The following is an 18,478-nucleotide window of genomic DNA, read 5'->3' as shown; positions in this document are numbered from 1 at the left end:
CGGATAAAATGAATAAAGCCGTATGGAACATGATCAGAGGAAGCAGATCTTTGCTTTGTTCATTGATCCTCGCTGTCTTGTCAGTAATATATTACACATATGTTATGGCAACTCCGGCGTGTATGGTTGCAAAGGCGAGGTCGGTGGTCGGTGTATTTAGTATATTGTTTATAACAATAGGCTCAATCTGCCTTCTTTACTGTTGTTTTATAATACCGACAAGATTAAAGAAATTGGGATACAACGCGAGCCTGTCATATTCGAAAAGGACCATTATACTACTGATGGTCGTAATTATATACGGTTTTATTGTGCCAGCAATCAGAAACAACGTTAGTAACAACTGTAGTTGATACCGAGCAAGTATTATGCGCTTCTGCGAGGCGTTATACCAGGACTCATGGCACATGACCTGGCACCCACTGCCGCAGTCCGATGCTCATGACGCGCCATGGCTGATCCGTGAGGCGGTTCCAAGCATCGCAGCAGTGATCGACGATTGCGTTGTATGAGGCGAACACCCGGTTCGAAAGCCAGTTATTTCGCATGAACTGCCAGACGTTCTCGACGGGGTTCAGTTCCGGGCATTTGGCGGGAAGCGGCACGATGGTGATTTTCTTTGGCACGGCAAGCCGCTCCGACATGTGCCACCCGGCCTGATCGACAAGCAGGGCGCAGTGCTTGCCCGGTGTGACATGTGCGGCGATCTCGGCCAGGTGCAGGCCCATCGCCTCGGTGTTGCACCGTGGCAGGATCAGGCCCGCCGCGGCTCCTGTTGCTGGACAGATCGCGCCAGAGATATAGGTCGACGCCGTGCGCTGGTCCTGCGGTGCTGACGGCCTGGTGCCGCGCTTGGCCCAGCGCCGGGTAATCTTGTTCTTCTGGCCAACACGGGCTTCGTCCGCGAACCAGACCTCTACGGCGCTACGATCGACACCCTGCGCGCGCCCGATCGCGTCCAGACGCGCGGGGAGACTTTTTAAAAGTCTCGATTGCGCCTGCCGCCTGCGCATGGTGGCGCGGCCGGGCCGTCAGGCGGTGGTAGCCCATGGCACGCAGCTCGCGGCTCAGCGTCTGCTTGGACACAGCCACCTGGAACTCGTCGGACAGCCACTGCACCAGATCGATCACACGCCAACGCACCACGCCGTGGACGGCTGGGATCGGCCCATCCTCGATCGCAGCCGCCAAGGCCCGGCGATGCTCACCCGCAAGGATCGCAGCGGGGCCGGGGCTCTTCAGGTTGATCAGGCCAGCAGGCCCGTGTGCGTTCAGCTTCAGCACCCAGTCCCGAACGATCTGTAACGTCACAACACCGATCGCGGCCGCCTCCGTGCGGGTCGCGCCATCGTAAATCGCGGCAAGCGCCAACAGACGCCGGGTCTGGCCAGCATTCTTGCTCGCGCGCGCAGCCGCCCGCAGGTGCGCGGCGTCATAGTCGGCTCTCAGCGGAATCGGCATGGCCCGCCTCCTCAGGGTAAGCCATCGAATCAGATCAGCACCCGCCGCGGAAGCCCCGAGAGTCAGCCTTCGCAAGCTTTGGTATTAGTTAATTGGAATAGATGTGTCCCGCCAGTAACTAAGCCGTATCCGTTTAAGGTCAGCGGCGCAGAACGATTCCTGGTTGTTCTGTATCTGACACTGATGACGGAGGCCAATCCGCAATATGAGCAGTCTATGCCGGAGTTGTTCGACGCGCTCCGTTACGTGACTGCAAGGTCGTTGCGCCGCGCGCGATGTCCACCAACTTTCCAGCTTTGGCGGCGGTGTATCAGAAGTCCCACGCTTGCCGGCGATTTTATGTTTGAGACGTTGGCGCCGGACTTGCGGGGGTTGCTGGGCGTGGCCGCCGGCCGCGCAGAGGAGCCGTCGTCGGCAATCGACGACAGCCATACCCAACGTTCGATCCCGGAAAGCGGCACCCGCGCCGGTCATGACGGCGCCACATGCCAGCGTGGCTGACAGGTATATATAGTTGTCAATACGCTCAGCCATGTGCTCGCCCTGCATGTCCACCAGCGAAACAGCAGCAGATGCGGCCGTAGCGGACGGTATCAACTGCCCATCGTGAAGCCACCAGAAGCAAAGGAGGTTTTGTTCTACTACCAGCACGCTGGGTCGTGGAACGGTTCTTTGCCTCGGCCGCACGGTGTCGCCGCCTGGTTATAGACACGAGCGGCATGCCACAGCGCTCGCAGATTTCATCATCGTCGCCTTCGTCGGACACATGCTCAAGCATGCCGAAAGCTGATGAAACGTCCACAATACCCGATGGTAGAACAGCAGACCCAACTGAAATCAGTCAGACCAAATACAGATCCCAAAATCGGAACAGAGTGTCAGGTAGGATCATACCGTGTGCCGAATCACGAGCGATTAGGATCGCAACGCTTTAGAGCGCTACCAGCCAACATCATGACGGTCCGGTCTCAAAACTTCACGAGCTGAGATGATCACCGTTAAATAAGAATCTTGATCGCTCATGTTAGGGGCAACATACGTATGAAACTGCTTTTGAACTGCCGCGTTCGGGTGAAACTGACTGCGGGATAGTTACTTTCTGATGGCGGACATCTCAGCTTTCGTCTTAGCGCGCCCGATGTAGCCGGATTAGAAATAGAGAACACGGCCGATCGCCGCACAACAACACTGCCGAGAAACGTCGTGAGAAAAGTTCTTTCCGTGGTGGAATAGCCTTCAGCCAATCAACCTGAAGTAGTTTCAGGAACTTCCCGTTCACGCATGCGGCCGCTGGCACCGACGCAACTCTATTCCCCGGGCTCCGGGCAGATATCGGCTTCGGCCGGGGTCATCGGCAATTCAAAATTTACGAGGGCACAATGGTAACCGCAATTGATCTCGGCTCCACCAACAATACGCTGACGCTTGGCGATGCTGATTACAATGTGACCGGCACCGATGGAAGTAACACCTTAACTCTAGGAAACGGAACCGACACCGTTACCCTGGGCAACGGAAACAACACGCTGACCCTGGCCAACGGCCCGGATCAGATCGTTCTCGGCGTCGGAAACAATACGGTAACCACCGGATCCGGAACCGACTCGATCACTGCGACGGACGGGAACAACACGATCACCGTCGGCGACGGAAACGACAGCGTCGTCCTTGGAAACGGCTCCGATTCCGTGACCTCTGGTAACGGAAACAGCGTCATCACTGCCGGAAACGGTATCAACGACAACATCACCGTCGGTACTGGGAGCAACACACTTTTCCTTGGAACTGGAACCGGGGGTGTCGTCAACACCCAATCCGGCGGTAATACCTTGTCCATCGCTGCCGGGTCACTCGGTGGCGATTCGATCCTCGGCAACCTAAGCGGCACCGGTGTTGTACCCAACACGCTGGTATTGACGACGGCCGGGATCGCGAACGCAGCGAACGTAAGCGGCTTCGGAGTTTATAACCTGGCACCTGGTGGGGCTACCACGCTCGGCCTTACCGATGCCAATTTTACGCGCGTTCCCGGAGCATCGATCAAGGTTGTCGAGGCGTCTGGAGGAAGCACGGTAGACGCGTCTGCGGTGTCTGCCGCCAACTCCGTTTCGGTCTATCTTGGAGTAGGGGCGAATATTGCGAATGGCGGTGCCGGCGCGGACTTCTTCTATGGCGCGCCTGGCGACCAGTCGGTCGTAAATGGCGGCGCCGGCTACGATTCGATGATCTTTTCGGCGCCCCGTTCTGACTATACCATCACGACGACCGACGGCGTGATCACGGTCGTCGGGAATGGTGAGAACGACACCCTCACCAGCATCGAGAACATCCTCTTCAACGGCAACGTCACCACTGCGTTGACCTCCGATACCGGTACGTCGAACACGGACGGGATCACGACCAGCGATGCGCTGAATGGCACGGCAGAGGCGGGGAGTATCGTCTCGATTTCGGAAGGCAACCTTGTAATCGGAACAACGACGGCAGACGCAAATGGGGTTTGGGCGTTCACGCCGACGGGTCTTGCGGACGGGAACCACACGGTTACGGCGGCGGAGACAAACCAAGCGGGGATCACAAGTAGCGCTTCGGTTGCCTTCACCCTGCTTACGGCGGCCCCGGTCGTGACCGCGATGCTGGGGGTTCATGATGGAGCGGTCAGCAGCGACGACATAATTCTGACTGGCACCGCTCAAAGCAACGGCGCGGTCACCATCGAGAATGGCGGCACCGCTATCGCGACCGTCACGGCGGACGCGAACGGAAACTGGAACTACACGACCGGCGCTCTTGCCGATGGCACGTATGCCCTGACGGCCTCGCAAACGGATGCCGCCGGCAACACCGGGGCGGCGACGGTGGCCGTGACCCTGGACCATATCTATACCGGCAACGTCAATGATATCGACGACACCTCGACCGTCTTCGTGGTCCTCGACAAGCCTGGCTCGACAGCTAACATAGACCTGACCAACAATGCACAACCGGTCACCGTATTTGGCGGCGGTGCAGACTTGAACCTGACCGCCGGAAATGCCCTGGTGATCATGAACGGCCCAGGACAGACCAACGCAGCAACCATTCACAGCCTGGGCAATGACTTCGTCTGGGGTGGCCAGAGCACGATCGATGTGGATGGCGTAAGCGGTAACCGGATGGTCCTCAGCGGAACCGGCCCGACGTCGGGAACCCTGAACCTCAATACTGCAGGATCGGCGTTCAATCTGATCGATGTCGGGGGTACTACCGGCACCACGGAAACGATCAACAACCTCGGTTCCAGCGCGACCGAGATCTTCGGTGGAAGTTCGGACATCGCGTTCACAGGTAGCAACTCGCTGATCATCGTGAACGGGGCGGGCCAGACCGGAAATCTTACCGTCCAGAGCACAGGCGGCAACACGGTCTGGACCGGAAGCTCCGCCGTGACGTTCAACGAGGGCACCGGCGGAAGCGACACCGTCGTGCTGGCCGGCAGCGGAACTACGGTGGTGCATGGCACATTCGCACCCTCGACCGGGACGACGACGATCGCCGACGACGGAGGAACCGGCCGGTTCGAATATGATGGCGGCACAAAAGCGGCCTCCATCTCGATCGGCCAAGAGCAGGCGACCGTTTTCGGCGGAACCGCAGGCCAGACCGTAAATCTGAACGGCAACGGTTCCCTTATCATGGCGAATTCCGATACCGTGTCAGGGCTGCAAACCGTCGTCGTCGCTCCCGGGTCCACCGGTAGTCTCGAATTCTGGGGCGGATACGCCAGCAACGACACAGCTATCACGTTGGGGGCAGGGGGCGCCTTCGTCCAGGCAGGAGGCGGCAACGACACGCTTACGGGCGGTTCCGGCAACTTCAGTCTGGATCTGGCCGCTTCCGTGAACACCCTGGTGAACATCGACGGCAGCAAAAGCGGCGCGGTCAACATCATGGGCTATACTGGCAGCAACGCCACCTTGAACGTGACGAACGTCGATAGTCAGGCCGTCGTCGGCGGAAGTCTGGTCATGCATCTGCATGACGGCTCAAGCGTCACCTTCCAGTCCTACGTGCCCAATGCGAACCAAGCATCGGGTGCACATATCGGGTAAGCGCGGCGACGCAAGAGGGCGCCGGTGGGTCGATCGGATCGCAGAAACGCGTCCTCTGATCCAACACGCTGCTCAGCCGGCCGTCATCGAGTCTCGTCTCGACGCCACCGCATCCAGAAGATGCGGTGGCGGATTAATGGCCGGCCACCCGATCGAGGGGGTTACGACAAGGTGACAGCCCGACCTTTGGGCGACGGCAGGTTGATCTCCCCTCCCACAACCCAGATGCCTCGTGAGGCCGGGCTTGGAGATACTTCCGCAGGACGCCGACCCTGAGTGTCATTGCGGGTCAGGCGAAGTCGGAGTTTATCCATAGCTTCCCGCGGGTACCCTGCTGACCATTCTAACCGAGCCAGAACTGTCGTTCGGCGATCAGCGACTGGCGATGGTTGAAGCTGAACTGTCAGCCCGGTTCATCGCCGCGATCTTTAGATCCAGATCATTCTGGGCAGTCGACATGGCCTCTTCGCGGCATCGATCGAATTGTATCGACGTCGACAGATCCTTGAAGTCCGGTCCGCCGCAGGCGCTGCTCGCCGCGATTGCGATGCGGTCCTTTGCGGCGGCCCGTCCGGTCGGCGAGAACACGTCGATACCGCTTAGATCGACAGACACCGAGTGCGTATCGACGTCGGGGTCGGCGCCGCGAGCGGCGGCGCAGGAAAGGACGGAAACCGCAAGCATCGTCGACAGTGCAGCGCGGAGGTTGAAGGAACGCGAGTGAACGGTCATGGCGCAAAGCTCCTTGGGAAGATCGGCAGCGATCTCTCATCAGCAGGAGCTGTGCCAACAGGGTGCGGTTCTAACACGCTGTAAAGACGATATAAATCTTAAGCGCGCGATCATGCTTTCGCTCAATCGATCGAAAACCGTGAAAACTTAGTCGAGATCACCACGAGTTGGGCAAACACACTGAAAGTCCGTGAAACCGAGACTGATCGACCATCGGATGTGGTGTTTCCGCTGCTTCGAGGTCGAGGTGGGCAACGACAAGCGGAGCTGGCCGACACACATTGACACGCGGCGGCCGGCGAAGCTCTCGCGGTCCTGTTTACCGGGCTCATCGCACTGCGCCCGCACGCCCGGGCGGGGGTTACGTCCAGCGTTTATCGGCGAGTGGTAACCGGGAAACGCCACGTGGAGGATGTTGTCATCAGATTATCAAACGCGCTGGATGCCGCCATGCCCGGATCGCTGGACAATGTGCACACTCGATGACGAGGCCGACTATTCCCACCCTTGCCAACACTCCTTAGGCTTGGAGCGGCCAAGACAGGGGACCAGAGGTGAACGAAGCGAAGCCGCCAGCGACGACGAAGGGCAGGGGCAGGACGCGCTCGCTGACCAATCGCACTCCAGCGCGTGCAAGCGGGAGCCCCGCCCCGCACCAGCCGGCTGCGGTGTCAGTTGAGGCATTCGAACTTGGTTCTCCGGAGCGGTTCATCAACCGCGAGCTGTCGTGGCTCGACTTCAACCAGCGCGTCGTCGAGGAGGCGGATAACCCGCGCAACCCGTTGCTGGAACGGCTGCGCTTCCTGTCGATCAGCGCCGGCAACCTGGACGAATTCTACTCGGTCCGCGTCGCCGGACTGGTCGGGCAGGTCCGTGAGTCGCTGACCACCCGGTCGCCGGACGGGCGCACGCCGTCGCAGCAGCTGGCCGCGGTCGAGGATCGATCCAGCATCCTGCTGGCCGAGCAGCAGCGCATCTGGCGCGAACTGTGCAATGCGCTCGGCGATGTCGGCATTACCGTGCTCGATGCGACCGCCCTCGATGACGAGGATCGCGCCTGGCTCGATACCTGTTTCATGGAACGGATATTCCCGGTCCTGACGCCGATCGCGATCGACCCCGCGCATCCGTTTCCGTTCATCCCGAACATGGGTCTCGGGCTGGTGTTCCGCCTGCTCGACAACGAGAACGACCGGCACGCGATGACCGGCCTGATCATGCTGCCCGGCCAGGTCGAGCGCTTCATCCGGCTGCCGTCGCGCGGCCAGGGCACCGACAAGACCGGCACCAATACCAACAAGGGCCCGGTGCGGGCGCGGTTCATCATCCTCGAAGACCTGATCACGATCTTCCTGGATCGCCTGTTCCCCGGCTTCCATGTCGGCGGCGGCGGCGTGTTCCGGGTGATCCGCGATACCGACGTCGAGTTCGAGGAGGAGGCGGAGGATCTGGTCCGCTCCTACGAGACCGCCCTGAAGCGGCGCCGGCGTGGCGTGGTGATCCATCTCGATATCGTCGGCGGCATGCCGGACGACCTGACCGAGCTGGTGGCGGACGAGTTCGACGTGCCGCTCGGCGAAGTGCTGGTGCATGACGGGCTGGTTGGCGTCGTTGACGTGAAGCAGATCATCGTCGACGAGCGGTCCGACCTGCTGTTCCCGCCGTACGTGCCTCGCTTCCCCGAGCGCATCCGCGACTTCGGTGGCGACTGCTTCGCGGCGATCCGGGCCAAGGACATCGTCGTCCACCACCCGTTCGAGAGCTTCGACGTGGTGGTGCAGTTCCTGCGCCAGGCGGCACTCGACCCCGCCGTGGTTGCGATCAAGCAGACGCTGTATCGCACCAGCCGCGACAGCCCGATCGTGAAGGCGCTGATCGAGGCCGCGGAAAACGGCAAGTCGGTGACCGCCATGGTCGAGTTGCGCGCGCGCTTCGACGAGGAAGCCAACATCCGCCTGGCCCGTACGCTGGAGGCCGCCGGGGTGCAGGTGGTGTTCGGGTTCGCCGAGCTGAAGACGCATGCGAAGCTCAGCCTGGTGGTCAGGCGCGAGGGTGGCAGCGTGCGCTCGTATGCGCATTTCGGCACCGGGAATTATCATCCGATCACCGCCCGGATCTACACCGACCTCAGCTTCTTCACATGCGACACCGGACTGGCGCGGGATTCGGCCCGGCTGTTCAACTACATGACCGGCTATGCGAAGCCGAACTCGATGGACGCGATCGCCTTCAGTCCGCTCACCGTACGCAGCACGCTGGTCAGCCTCATCGACAAGGAGATCGCCTTTGCGGTCGCCAAGAAGCCGGCACAGATCTGGCTCAAGATGAACTCGCTGGTCGACGACGAGCTGATCGACAAGCTGTACGAGGCATCCAATGCCGGCGTGCGCATCCTGATCATCGTGCGCGGCATCTGCTGCCTGCGTCCCGGTGTGCCCGGGTTGTCCGACAACATCCAGGTCAAGTCGATCGTCGGACGGTTCCTGGAGCACAGCCGCATCTTCGTGTTCGGCAACGGCAGCCGGGTGCCGTCGCGCGAGGCGCTGGTGTTCATCAGCAGTGCCGACTGGATGGCACGCAACATGGATTGGCGCGTGGAAACCATGGTGCCGATCCGCAACGCGACGGTGCATGCGCAGGTGCTCGACCAGATCATGGTGATGGACCTGAAGGACAACCTGCAATCCTGGAAGCTCGGTCCGGACGGACGCTGGCTGCGTCTAGATCCGGGTCCGAAGCCGTTTTCGGCGCATGAGTATTTCATGACCAATCCGTCGCTCTCCGGTCGTGGATCGGCTGGCCAGAAGGCGGCACTTCCGGTAGTCCGGCCGCTGCCGCGCCGGCCCGACCGGATCCTGCAGGATTGATGCCGATGGATGCTTTTGCCCGACCCGACCCGGCCATGTCGAACGGTCCTCCCCGGCCGCAGCGCGCCGCCGTGGTCGATCTCGGGTCCAACTCGGTTCGGCTGGTGGTGTTCGAGGGCAAGGCCCGCAATCCGGTCACCATCTTCAACGAGAAGGCGGTGGTCCGGCTCGGCCGCGGACTCGAACAGACCGGCAAGCTGAACCCGGACGGCCTGAGCCAGGCGTTCGTGCTGATGCGGCGCTTCTACGCGGTGGCGCAAAGCATGGGCGCCGATCCGTTCGAGGTGCTGGCAACGGCCGCGGTGCGCGATGCCAGCAACGGTCCGGAGTTCGTCGAGGAGTTGCGCCGGATCATGCCCGGCGTGCCGATCCGGATCCTGTCCGGCGAAGAGGAGGCCGACTACTCGGCGACCGGCGTGTTGTGCGGCCTGCCCGATGCGGACGGCGTGGTGGCCGATATCGGCGGCGGATCGCTGGAGCTGATCCGGCTCGCCGACGGCCGCAAGCACCATGCACGGACCCTGAAGCTCGGCGTGATCAGGCTGAGCGACCGCGCCGGCGGCGATCTCGAGAAGGCGCGCAGCCTGGTCGAGCAGGACCTCACGGAGGTCAGCTGGCTCAAGGAGGGGAACGGTCGCACCCTGTATCTGGTCGGCGGTGCATTCCGTGCACTGGCGCGGCTGCAGATCGCGCGCACCTTCTATCCCCTGAACATCGTCCATCAGTACGAACTGCGCGCCGACGAGGCCCGCGAGATGACCGGCTGGATCATCGGCGCCAGCAAGCGGGCTTTGGAGCGGCTGCCGGGCGCGCCGCGCAAGCGCCTGGAGGATCTGCCCTACGCGGCGATCGTGCTGCGTCGGCTGCTGCGCAAGGCGGCACCCGAGCGCGTGGTGTTCTGCGTCGACGGGCTTCGCGAAGGCTGGTTCATGCGTCACGTCGCGCCGGAGGTGATGTCGCAGGATCCGCTCGAGGCGGCGTCCCGCGACATGGCCACGCGCCTCGGCCGCAATGCCGATCTGCCACCGGCGCTGATCGCATGGACCGAGGGCCTGTCGGAGATGGCGCTGCCCGGGCATCCGACCAGCGGCCGAGAGACCCCGAGGCAGAAGCGCCTGCGGGCGAGCGCCTGCTGGATGTCCGACAACGGCTCGTTCGATCATCCGGAATATCGCGCCGAGCAGACGTTCCTGCGCGTGCTGCGCCAGCCCGGCATGGCCTTCGATCACCCGACCCGTGCGTTCCTGGCTCTGACCCTGGCGATGCGTTACGAGGCGGAACTCGACCAGCCGTTCCTGCAGCCGGCCAGGCGATTGCTGGACAATGACTGGTTCCGCCGCGCGGAAATACTCGGCTTGGCCTTGCGCCTAGCCTACACGCTCTGCGCCGGTGTGCCGGAGCTCCTGGAAGGCACCAGCCTGACCACGCAACCGGGCCGGCTGGTCCTGCGGCTGGCGCAGGACCGTGGCGACTTCACCGGCGAAAGCGTGGTTCGCCGCCTGGATCGCCTGGCACAGGCGGTCGGGCTGCAGCCGGAGATTGCGACCGCGTGAGGGGTCTTGCTCATGCAGGCCTGATTGCCGGCATGCTGTTCGGCCTGGCCGCCCCGGGCAGGCCGGCGTTCGCGCATGATTCCGATGCGATCTGGAAGATCGTTCACGGGCGCTGCCTGCCGAGCCTGCAGGCGACCCATACGCCGGCGCCATGCGTCAGCGTCGATCTCGCCGGCGGCGAGACGCGGGGTTTCGCGATCCTGAAGGACATCGAAGGCGCGTCACAATATCTGCTGATCCCGACAGCGAAAATAACCGGCATCGAATCACCTGCGATCCTGGCACCGGATGCCACCAACTATTTTGCGCATGCCTGGGACGCGGTTACGCTGGTCGGCGAACGTCTGGGCCGCGTGCTGCCGCGCCGGGATCTGGCGCTTGCCATCAACTCGGAACGCGGCCGCAGCCAGAACCAGCTGCACATCCACGTCGATTGCATCAGCGTGTCCGCCCGTGCCGCTCTCGATCGCGCCGCGGTCCATATCGGCACGCACTGGCAGATGCTGCCGCGGCGGCTCGCGCTGCACCGCTATCGGGCGATCTGGCTGCCGGGCGAGGAACTGGGCGACACCAATCCGTTCCAGGTGCTGGCCCATTCGCTGGCCGATCCCGGCATCGAAATGGCACGCCACACGCTGGTCCTGGTCGGCGCCGAACGGCACGGCCAGTCGGGCTTCATCCTGCTCGACGGCAGGGCAGGTGCGTTGTCGACAACGCTGTCGCCACGGATCAAGCTCGGGCCGGGTTCCGGCGAGGAACTGGAGGACCATAGCTGCAGGATCGCGCAGGAACGGTCCTGAAAGTGATCGAGGAGAAGAACGAACATCCGGTCGAGTGGTGACAATCGGTCGAAGGCATATTTCGGAAATCCTCGCCCATCAGGGCGCGTGAAGAGGCCGTCCCGGTCCAGGTCAGCCTTGGTCTCCATCCCGCTGGATGCTCAATCCGCCATTCTCATCCTGTCCGAAGCCAGTGTCAGCTCATGCTGGTGAAGCCCTGAGCGCCTGCTCGGCAGCCCGGATCATTGCGTCGATGCTGAGCTGCACATCGGTGTTCGTGGTCGCCCAGCTGGAGACGCTGATGCGCATTGCCGTGCGACCCTGCCATACGGTCCCGCCACACCAGCAGACGCCTCCAGCCTGTAGAAGGCAGATCACAGCTCGCGTCGTCTCCGGCGATCCGAACGAGACAAGCACCTGGTTCAGCACGACATCGTTGAGGATCTCGAACCCGCCTGCCTCGAGGCCCCGGGCAAAGGCGCGGGCATGGCGGCAGTTGCGCTCTACGAGATCCGCGATGCCGTCCCGACCAAGGGTCAGAAGTGCGGCCCATATCTCGATGCCGCGCGCACGCCTCGATGATTCCGGGGTGTAATGCGACGGTTCACGTTCCCCGTCGACATTTTCGGCCAGATAAGCAGCGCTGACCGACATCGCCGCACGCAGATCGGCCGGTCGGCGCACGAGGACGATGCCGCTATCATAGGGAACATTGAGCCACTTATGCGCGTCCGTCGCCCACGAGTCTGCCTCCGAAACGCCCTCGGCCAAGTCTGCAAAATCGCGATGTGCAAGAGCCCAGAGGCCAAATGCGCCATCGACATGCACCCAGGCCCCAGCATCCCTGGCGCGCCGGCAAACTTCGGCCGCCGGGTCGAAGTCGCCGGTGTTCACGTTGCCGGCCTGGATGCAGACGATCGTCCGGTCATCGAGCGCCGGGAGCTCGTCGAGCAGCAGCCGACCCTGGCGGTCGGTCGGAACGCGGATCACCCGGTCGCGCCCGAGGCCCAGCAAAGAGAGCGCTTTCGACAGGGTGACGTGAATTTCCCCGCTGACGATCACGCGGAGCTCTGGGGCGCCATAGAGCCCCTTGGCTTCCACATCCCAATCGAGGCGGGCAAGCAGTGCATGGCGGGCCGACGCAAGAGCCGCCATGTTTGCCATCGAGGCGCCGGTGACGAAGGCGCCGCCGACACTGTCCGGCAACCCGAACAGATCGGTCAGCCATCGGAGAGAGACGTCCTCCAGAACCGCGGCGATCGGGGAGGTATGCCGGAAGGAGGCGTTTTGATCCCATGCGGTGGCGAGCCAGCTCGCGGCGACGGTGGCCGGCAGGGCGCCGCCGATCACCATGCCGAAATACCGGCCACCGGTCGTGGCGACCGTTGCCGGGGACCCGATCTCGTCGAGGTGCCGCACGACCTCACCGGCATCGAGGCCTGTCCGAGGCAGCGGATGCTTCAGTTCGTCGAGGCGCTGCAGCGCCATTGCCGAGACGGCCACCGGTCGGTCGCGGACGGATTGGACATAGGCTACGGCGCGCCGAGCGGCTTCTTGCAAGACATCGATTGCGGACGTTTCGTCCATATGGATCCACCTTCTGCAGAAGGTGTTTGTCAGCTAACCCGCGCGTTGCAAAGTTCTCGACGTTGATCGCGAAGTTGCATGGCTGGGCTTCGGTCGCTTGTCTGCAGCGGCGAGAATGACGTCCAGCAGCCCGGGGAAGGCGGCATCGAGCGATGGGCGGCACAGCATGTTCATGTGCGTCACCCCCTGGTTGCGCGTGTGTACCAGGCCAGCCTCCCGAAGCACCCGGAACTGGTGCGACATGGTCGATTTCGGACGGCCGCCATCGAGCGCGGCGCAACTGCTCTCTCCCTCGCGCTCCAGCTGCAGCACGATCCCGAGCCTGACCGGGTCGCCGAGGGCATGCAGAACTTTCTCAAGGCTCAGAGGCTTGAGCGGGGCAGGACCCTGGTCTGTCGATCTTTCCGGCGCGTTCATCGTCCCCAGCCCTTGTCTTCGTTCGAATAACATCGAACTAAGCATCTGTCAGTTCTATCGAGGTTATCCATGCCAGGCCTGTTCGACCCCTACACGCTGAAGGGTGTGACGCTGCGCAACCGCATCGCGGTCTCGCCGATGTGCCAGTATATGGCGATCGACGGCGTCATCAACGACTGGCACCGCGTGCATTACGCATCGCTCGCCCGTGGCGGCGCCGGCCTCGTGGTCGTCGAGGCCGCCGCGGTGGCTCCCGAGGGGCGTATCACCTGGGGCGATCTCGGGCTGTGGAACGATGCGCAGGCCGAGGCCCTGCGCCCCGTCGTCGCCTCGATCCGCGAGGCCGGCGCGGTTCCGGGGATCCAGATCGCCCATGCCGGCCGCAAGGCGTCGGCGAACCGCCCCTGGGAGGGTGACGACCATATTCCCGAGGGCGGCGAGCATGCCTGGCGCACGATCGCGCCGTCGCCGCTGGCGTTCGGCGGTGGCCTCGGACGGGTGCCAACCGAGATGACCGTGGACGACATCGCCCGCGTGCAGGCCGATACCGTGAACGCGGTGATCCGGGCGCGGGAGCTGGGCTTCGAGTGGCTCGAGCTGCACATGGCGCACGGCTACCTGGCCCAGAACTTCTTCTCGCCGATCTCCAACCATCGCAGCGACCAGTATGGCGGCAGCGCGGAGAACCGGGCGCGCTACCTGCTGGAAACGCTGATCGCGGTGCGCAAGGTCTGGCCGCAGGATCGTCCGCTGACAATTCGCCTCGGTGTTGTCGAGTTCGATGGCAACGACGCCATGCTGGGCGAGGCGATCGAACTGCTGCGCCGCATGAAGAGCGAAGGGCTGGATTTCATCGACGTCTCGATCGGCTTCAACACGCCGGATGCGAAGATCCCATGGGGGCCGAACTTCATGGGACCGATCGCCCAGCAGGTCCGGACCGAAACCGGGCTGCCCGGCACCACGAGCTGGTACATCTCCAATCCGAACGAGGCGGATGCGCTCGTGCGGGACGGCAAGGTCGACCTGATCATGCTGGGCCGCCCATTGCTGGCCGATCCGCACTGGCCGTATGCCGCAGCCAAGGCGCTCGGGGTGGAAAACCCCGCCTGGGCGACCTTGCCGGCGCCGTACGCGCATTGGCTGGCGCGCTACAGGTAGGCATTCCTTTCCGGTTGCGGGCGGGTGCCTGCAACCGGCCGAGCCTATACCCAGCTCACACCGTAACCGCACGGTCGAGGATTTTGGCGCTCGGCTTCGGCCGGCTCAACCTTCGACCGAGTTGCTGGGCGGGATATTCGACAAGGCGATAGAAGATCGGCGCGGCGGCAAAGCTCAGGATGACACCGCTGATCAAGGCGATCGGTACAGGAAGCCATTCCTGCGTAATAGCCAGAAAGGCAGTGATGATCGGCACGTGGATCAGATAGACGCTGAATGAAATCTTCCCGAGCCAACGCGGCGTCGCGCGCTGGAGAAACGACGAGAACCATCCCGTTCTCAGCGCCGCAATCATGACGAGCATGGATCCGGCTCCCAACGGGATGAAAGCCACAAGCGGCTTTGTCGACCAGACAGGAAACAGGAGCAACGCACCGAGACCAAGAAGCGCGGTGGTCGAGCGAGTGGATCCTGGCTCGAACGTCTGGATCCGGTCGACGATCGAGGCAAGTGCGGCGCCCATGATGAACAGCGCGATGTAGGCATAGGCCACGCGTCCGAATTCGGCAGCAACCGGCCCGGCAACGCGAAGGCCGATACAGGCGACGAGCATGACCACCAGGCTCAGCAGCAGCCCGTTCCGTTTCAGCAACACGACCGGCGCAAGCAGGATCGGGAAGATCAGGGCTATGCGAAGTTCCCAGGCGATCGTCCAGGTCGGAAAGTTGAGGCTGTTGTCGGTGTCGACGGCCAGGGTGCGACCGAGTGTCGAAACATCGAGCGCGCTGTGCCAGATCGAGGCGTAGAACGTGCTCACGTTCGAGATGACCGGGTGCCCAACGGCCAGCAACAGCAGAACCGAGAAAAGCATCGATGCGAGGTAGGGGATGTAGATGCGGCAGACGCGGCGGATAATGAAGGTCGGATAGGTCTGGTGCCGGCCGGAAAACCAGGGAAGCGCCAGGACAAAGCCGCTCAGAACGAAAAAGAGGTAGACCGCGCTGATACCCTGGTCGAGCAGCATGACCGGGCTTCTGAATGCAACCCATTCCCACCATTGATGCGGCTGCGCGTGGTTATGCCAGAAGTCGTTGCCGGTAACCGTCAGGATCACGGCGTGATGGATCACGACGGCCAATGCGGCCAGACCTCTCAGGGAATCGAGCTGGCCAAAATGATGTCGATGACTGTCGGTTTGGCTGGAAACAGTTGAAGTTGAATGAGTCGCTGATCCGGGCACATTATACTTTCGTTACATTCCACAGCATACCCGGTAGAAGTTCCGTGTTGGCAACTAAGCCCGTCGCCGACCCGATGCATATGCCGGGTTCGTTTCCGCAAGTTCGCAGTGTCGACCAATAGAAAAGACACCCGACCGCGGCATATCGAGACCAGACGATCGCTCGTTGGCCTAGTGGGGGACATACGCTTGGTCATGTTGTTGCGCATGAATCGACTGGCCGCAAGTAGGCGATTACCACCCGGGTGCGTTTGCCGGCTCTGAAACATGCGATCCGGTGAAGGGTATTGGGACCGACAGCGACCGAGCAGGACCTGCCTGTGGCGAGTGACCGCTGCTTCATTTTGGATCGAGATCAGCGTGTTCGGCTGCATGCCCGACCATGCCGGGCCACAATGTTGCCGGATCGGGACAACCACTGCGAGCGGGCCAGACCTGGGGATCAACCGAGCAACCTGACGAGGCTCGGGGCTGCGGCGAGACTTGTCGATATTCGCGAGTAAGTCACCCTGCTCCCTGCGGAGCCGAGGTTTAAGTCAGCGGGATGAGGCGTGCGCACGCTCCCGCAATTTGATGGGGCTTTCGGTCGACGATGTCATTGTGGCCGGGTATGGATGGCAGACGGCCGGATAAAGAAGCCGTCACACCAATAACTTGAAGGGGAGCGTCATGGATCTCGGTTTGCGGGGCAAGCGTGCGATCATCACCGGCGGCAGCATCGGAATCGGCCTAGCCGTCGCCCAGGGTCTGGCGGAAGAAGGTGTCGACCTGATCCTCGTCGCCCGGGATGGCGCCCGGCTGACGGCGGTAGCGGAGCAGATCGCGTTGCAGCACGGCGTCAAGACACGTGCGGTCGCTGCCGACATCGCAACCTCAGATGGTGTCCAGTCGGTCATCCATGCGGCTGGTGAAGAAGGCGGTGTCGATATTCTCATCAACAATGCCGGTTCCGGCTCGAACGAGACGATCGAGGCAGCGCCCGACGAGAAGTGGCAGTTCTACTGGGAACTGCACGTCATGGCCGCGGTCCGGCTGGCACGCGGCATCATCCCGGGTATGCGTGAGCGCGGCGGTGGCGTGGTGCTGCACAACGCGTCGATCTGCGCTGCACAGCCGCTCTGGTACGAGCCGATCTACAACGTGACGAAAGCGGCGTTGATGATGTTCAGCAAGACGCTGGCGGTCGAGGTCGTCAAGGACAACATACGCGTCAACTGCATCAACCCCGGTCTCGTGCTGACCCCGGACTGGATCAAGACCGCCAAGGAGCTGACCGCGACGAGCGGCGGTGACTGGGAAGGATACCTGCAACAGGTTGCGGAAGAACACGCACCGATCAAGCGCTTCGCCACGCCGGAGGAAATGGCCGACTTCTTTGTCTTCCTGTGTTCCCGAAGAGCGAGCTACAGCGTCGGCTCGGCGTATTTCGTCGACGGGGGAATGCTCAAGACAGTCTGATCGAGGACGACGCGGACCGGCCTGATCCCGGTCTCGCTCATGGGCGCTTTCGGCACGCCATGACAAACGGGATCAGGCCGGGGCGCTGGCTCTAGAACCCTTCCAGCACGATCTTGCCTTTGGCGGTTCCACTCTCGATGTGCGCATGCGCGCGCTTCAGGTTGGCAGCGTTGATGGTGCCGTAATTCTCGCCGAGCGTGGTCTGGATCTTCCCCGCATCCACCAGTGCCGCGACCTCGTTCAGCAGCGCACCTTGCTCCGCCATGTCGCCGGTCTCGTAGAGCGACCTCGTGAACATCAGTTCCCAATGGATCGAGATGCTCTTGCGCTTGAACGGCATGATGTCGAGCGTGCCTGGATCGTCGATGACGGCGAAGCGTCCCTGCGGTGCGATCAGCTCGACGATCTCGGCGAGATGCGCATCGGTGTTGGTGGTCGAGAACACGAAGGGCGGTGCGCCGATACCGAGCGCCTCGACCTGGGCCGCAAGCGGCTTCGAATGGTCGACCACGTGATGCGCGCCGAGCGTACGCACCCACTCCTGCGTTTCCGGCCTGGAGGCGGTGGCGATGATGGTCAGGTCGGTCAGTTGGCGCACGAGCTGGATGGTGATCGAGCCGACGCCGCCGGCACCGCCGACGATCAGGATCGATGGCTTCACTCCGGGGACCGGGTTCCTGATGTCGAGCCGATCGAACAGGGCTTCCCAGGCGGTGACCGCCGTCAGCGGCAGGGCAGCGGCCTCTGCGAAGCCGAGCGACGTCGGCTTGCGCCCCACGATCCGTTCATCCACCAGGTGGAACTCGGCATTGGTGCCCGGATGGCGGAGGTCGCCGGCATAGAACACGTCGTCACCGGGCTTGAAGCCGACCACATCGGACCCGACCGCCACCACGGTTCCGGCGGCATCCCAGCCCAGAACCTTCCACTCGCCGGCTGTGGGCCCAGCGGTCTTCCGGATCTTGGTATCGACCGGGTTGACCGAGATCGCCTTCACCGCAACCAGGATATTCCGGCCTTGCGCCTCGGGCACCGGCTGCTCGATATCGACCAGCGAGGCATCGTCCGCAATGGGCCCGGGCGTTTGGTAGCCAATGGCAAGCATGATCATTTCCTTCGTCGACGGGGCGAT

13 protein-coding genes and 1 pseudogene are annotated in these 18,478 nt (G+C 62.6%); 8 read left to right on the top strand and 6 right to left on the bottom strand.

What is annotated here, in order from left to right; all coding sequences use genetic code 11:
• Positions 1–398 precede the first annotated feature (398 nt).
• Positions 399–1,461, bottom strand: a protein-coding gene (locus tag HN018_RS14340; RefSeq protein WP_204259536.1) for an IS630 family transposase whose coding sequence is annotated in 2 segments (ribosomal slippage) — positions 399–972 and positions 971–1,461 — 1,065 coding nt in all. Because the reading frame shifts where the segments join, the coding sequence is not laid out codon by codon here.
• 339 nt (positions 1,462–1,800) lie between these two features.
• On the opposite strand from HN018_RS14340, the gene HN018_RS28465 reads away from it, so the two are divergent.
• From HN018_RS28465 to HN018_RS14330, 3 genes and pseudogenes are all read left to right on the top strand, one after another.
• Positions 1,801–1,962 carry a hypothetical protein gene (locus HN018_RS28465; RefSeq protein ID WP_204259535.1) on the top strand — a complete coding sequence of 54 codons (162 nt, stop codon included), beginning with the start codon at positions 1,801–1,803 and terminating at the stop codon, positions 1,960–1,962.
• Positions 1,963–2,085: 123 nt separating this feature from the next.
• Positions 2,086–2,171: pseudogene (locus HN018_RS28680) on the top strand (IS5/IS1182 family transposase); the annotation flags it as partial.
• A gap of 669 nt (positions 2,172–2,840) precedes the next feature.
• Positions 2,841–5,552 carry a beta strand repeat-containing protein gene (locus HN018_RS14330; RefSeq protein ID WP_171833412.1) on the top strand — a complete coding sequence of 904 codons (2,712 nt, stop codon included), beginning with the start codon at positions 2,841–2,843 and terminating at the stop codon, positions 5,550–5,552.
• 372 nt (positions 5,553–5,924) lie between these two features.
• Here the strand turns inward: HN018_RS14330 and HN018_RS14325 are convergent, their stop codons facing one another.
• Positions 5,925–6,284, bottom strand: coding sequence for a UrcA family protein (locus HN018_RS14325; RefSeq protein WP_171833413.1), 360 nt, complete (start codon positions 6,282–6,284; stop codon positions 5,925–5,927).
• Between the two features lie 554 nt (positions 6,285–6,838).
• Here HN018_RS14325 and HN018_RS14320 point away from each other — a divergent pair.
• The 3 genes from HN018_RS14320 to HN018_RS14310 are packed head-to-tail and all read left to right on the top strand — an operon-like array spanning position 6,839 to position 11,504.
• Entirely contained in the window at positions 6,839–9,151 is a 2,313-nt protein-coding gene (locus HN018_RS14320; protein ID WP_408886719.1) for an RNA degradosome polyphosphate kinase, read from the top strand.
• A gap of 5 nt (positions 9,152–9,156) precedes the next feature.
• Positions 9,157–10,704 carry a Ppx/GppA family phosphatase gene (locus tag HN018_RS14315; protein WP_171833414.1) on the top strand — a complete coding sequence of 516 codons (1,548 nt, stop codon included), beginning with the start codon at positions 9,157–9,159 and terminating at the stop codon, positions 10,702–10,704.
• On the top strand, positions 10,701–11,504 hold the full coding sequence (locus HN018_RS14310; RefSeq protein ID WP_204259534.1) for a CDP-diacylglycerol diphosphatase: 804 nt from the start codon (positions 10,701–10,703) through the stop codon (positions 11,502–11,504). Before HN018_RS14315 ends, HN018_RS14310 begins: the two co-directional genes overlap by 4 nt.
• 180 nt (positions 11,505–11,684) lie before the next feature.
• Here HN018_RS14310 and HN018_RS14305 read toward each other — a convergent pair whose 3' ends face one another.
• Positions 11,685–13,070 carry a pyridoxal phosphate-dependent decarboxylase family protein gene (locus HN018_RS14305; protein ID WP_171833415.1) on the bottom strand — a complete coding sequence of 462 codons (1,386 nt, stop codon included), beginning with the start codon at positions 13,068–13,070 and terminating at the stop codon, positions 11,685–11,687.
• Positions 13,071–13,103: 33 nt separating this feature from the next.
• Positions 13,104–13,487, bottom strand: coding sequence for an ArsR/SmtB family transcription factor (locus tag HN018_RS14300; protein ID WP_171833416.1), 384 nt, complete (start codon positions 13,485–13,487; stop codon positions 13,104–13,106).
• Between the two features lie 69 nt (positions 13,488–13,556).
• Between HN018_RS14300 and HN018_RS14295 the strand changes: the two genes are divergently transcribed.
• Positions 13,557–14,648 carry an NADH:flavin oxidoreductase/NADH oxidase gene (locus HN018_RS14295; protein WP_171833417.1) on the top strand — a complete coding sequence of 364 codons (1,092 nt, stop codon included), beginning with the start codon at positions 13,557–13,559 and terminating at the stop codon, positions 14,646–14,648.
• 55 nt (positions 14,649–14,703) lie between these two features.
• Here HN018_RS14295 and HN018_RS14290 read toward each other — a convergent pair whose 3' ends face one another.
• Positions 14,704–15,888 carry an acyltransferase family protein gene (locus tag HN018_RS14290; RefSeq protein ID WP_275434064.1) on the bottom strand — a complete coding sequence of 395 codons (1,185 nt, stop codon included), beginning with the start codon at positions 15,886–15,888 and terminating at the stop codon, positions 14,704–14,706.
• A gap of 669 nt (positions 15,889–16,557) precedes the next feature.
• On the opposite strand from HN018_RS14290, the gene HN018_RS14285 reads away from it, so the two are divergent.
• On the top strand, positions 16,558–17,346 hold the full coding sequence (locus HN018_RS14285; RefSeq protein WP_171833419.1) for an SDR family NAD(P)-dependent oxidoreductase: 789 nt from the start codon (positions 16,558–16,560) through the stop codon (positions 17,344–17,346).
• 91 nt (positions 17,347–17,437) lie between these two features.
• Here the strand turns inward: HN018_RS14285 and HN018_RS14280 are convergent, their stop codons facing one another.
• Positions 17,438–18,451, bottom strand: coding sequence for a zinc-binding alcohol dehydrogenase family protein (locus tag HN018_RS14280; protein WP_171833420.1), 1,014 nt, complete (start codon positions 18,449–18,451; stop codon positions 17,438–17,440).
• Positions 18,452–18,478: the final 27 nt, after the last annotated feature.

The sequence above is a fragment of the Lichenicola cladoniae genome, assembly GCF_013201075.1.
In the GTDB taxonomy this organism is placed as follows: domain Bacteria; phylum Pseudomonadota; class Alphaproteobacteria; order Acetobacterales; family Acetobacteraceae; genus Lichenicola; species Lichenicola cladoniae.
This window is presented reverse-complemented; position numbering and strand designations above follow the sequence as displayed.

What these genes read in the sequence shown, in the direction of transcription:
- HN018_RS28465 (WP_204259535.1), top strand. Translation starts at nt 1,801, where the DNA reads ATGTTTGAGACGTTGGCGCCGGACTTGCGGGGGTTGCTGGGCGTGGCC.
- HN018_RS14330 (WP_171833412.1), top strand. Translation starts at nt 2,841, where the DNA reads ATGGTAACCGCAATTGATCTCGGCTCCACCAACAATACGCTGACGCTT.
- HN018_RS14325 (WP_171833413.1), bottom strand. Translation starts at nt 6,284, where the DNA reads ATGACCGTTCACTCGCGTTCCTTCAACCTCCGCGCTGCACTGTCGACG.
- HN018_RS14315 (WP_171833414.1), top strand. Translation starts at nt 9,157, where the DNA reads ATGGATGCTTTTGCCCGACCCGACCCGGCCATGTCGAACGGTCCTCCC.
- HN018_RS14305 (WP_171833415.1), bottom strand. Translation starts at nt 13,070, where the DNA reads ATGGACGAAACGTCCGCAATCGATGTCTTGCAAGAAGCCGCTCGGCGC.
- HN018_RS14300 (WP_171833416.1), bottom strand. Translation starts at nt 13,487, where the DNA reads ATGAACGCGCCGGAAAGATCGACAGACCAGGGTCCTGCCCCGCTCAAG.
- HN018_RS14295 (WP_171833417.1), top strand. Translation starts at nt 13,557, where the DNA reads ATGCCAGGCCTGTTCGACCCCTACACGCTGAAGGGTGTGACGCTGCGC.
- HN018_RS14285 (WP_171833419.1), top strand. Translation starts at nt 16,558, where the DNA reads ATGGATCTCGGTTTGCGGGGCAAGCGTGCGATCATCACCGGCGGCAGC.
- HN018_RS14280 (WP_171833420.1), bottom strand. Translation starts at nt 18,451, where the DNA reads ATGCTTGCCATTGGCTACCAAACGCCCGGGCCCATTGCGGACGATGCC.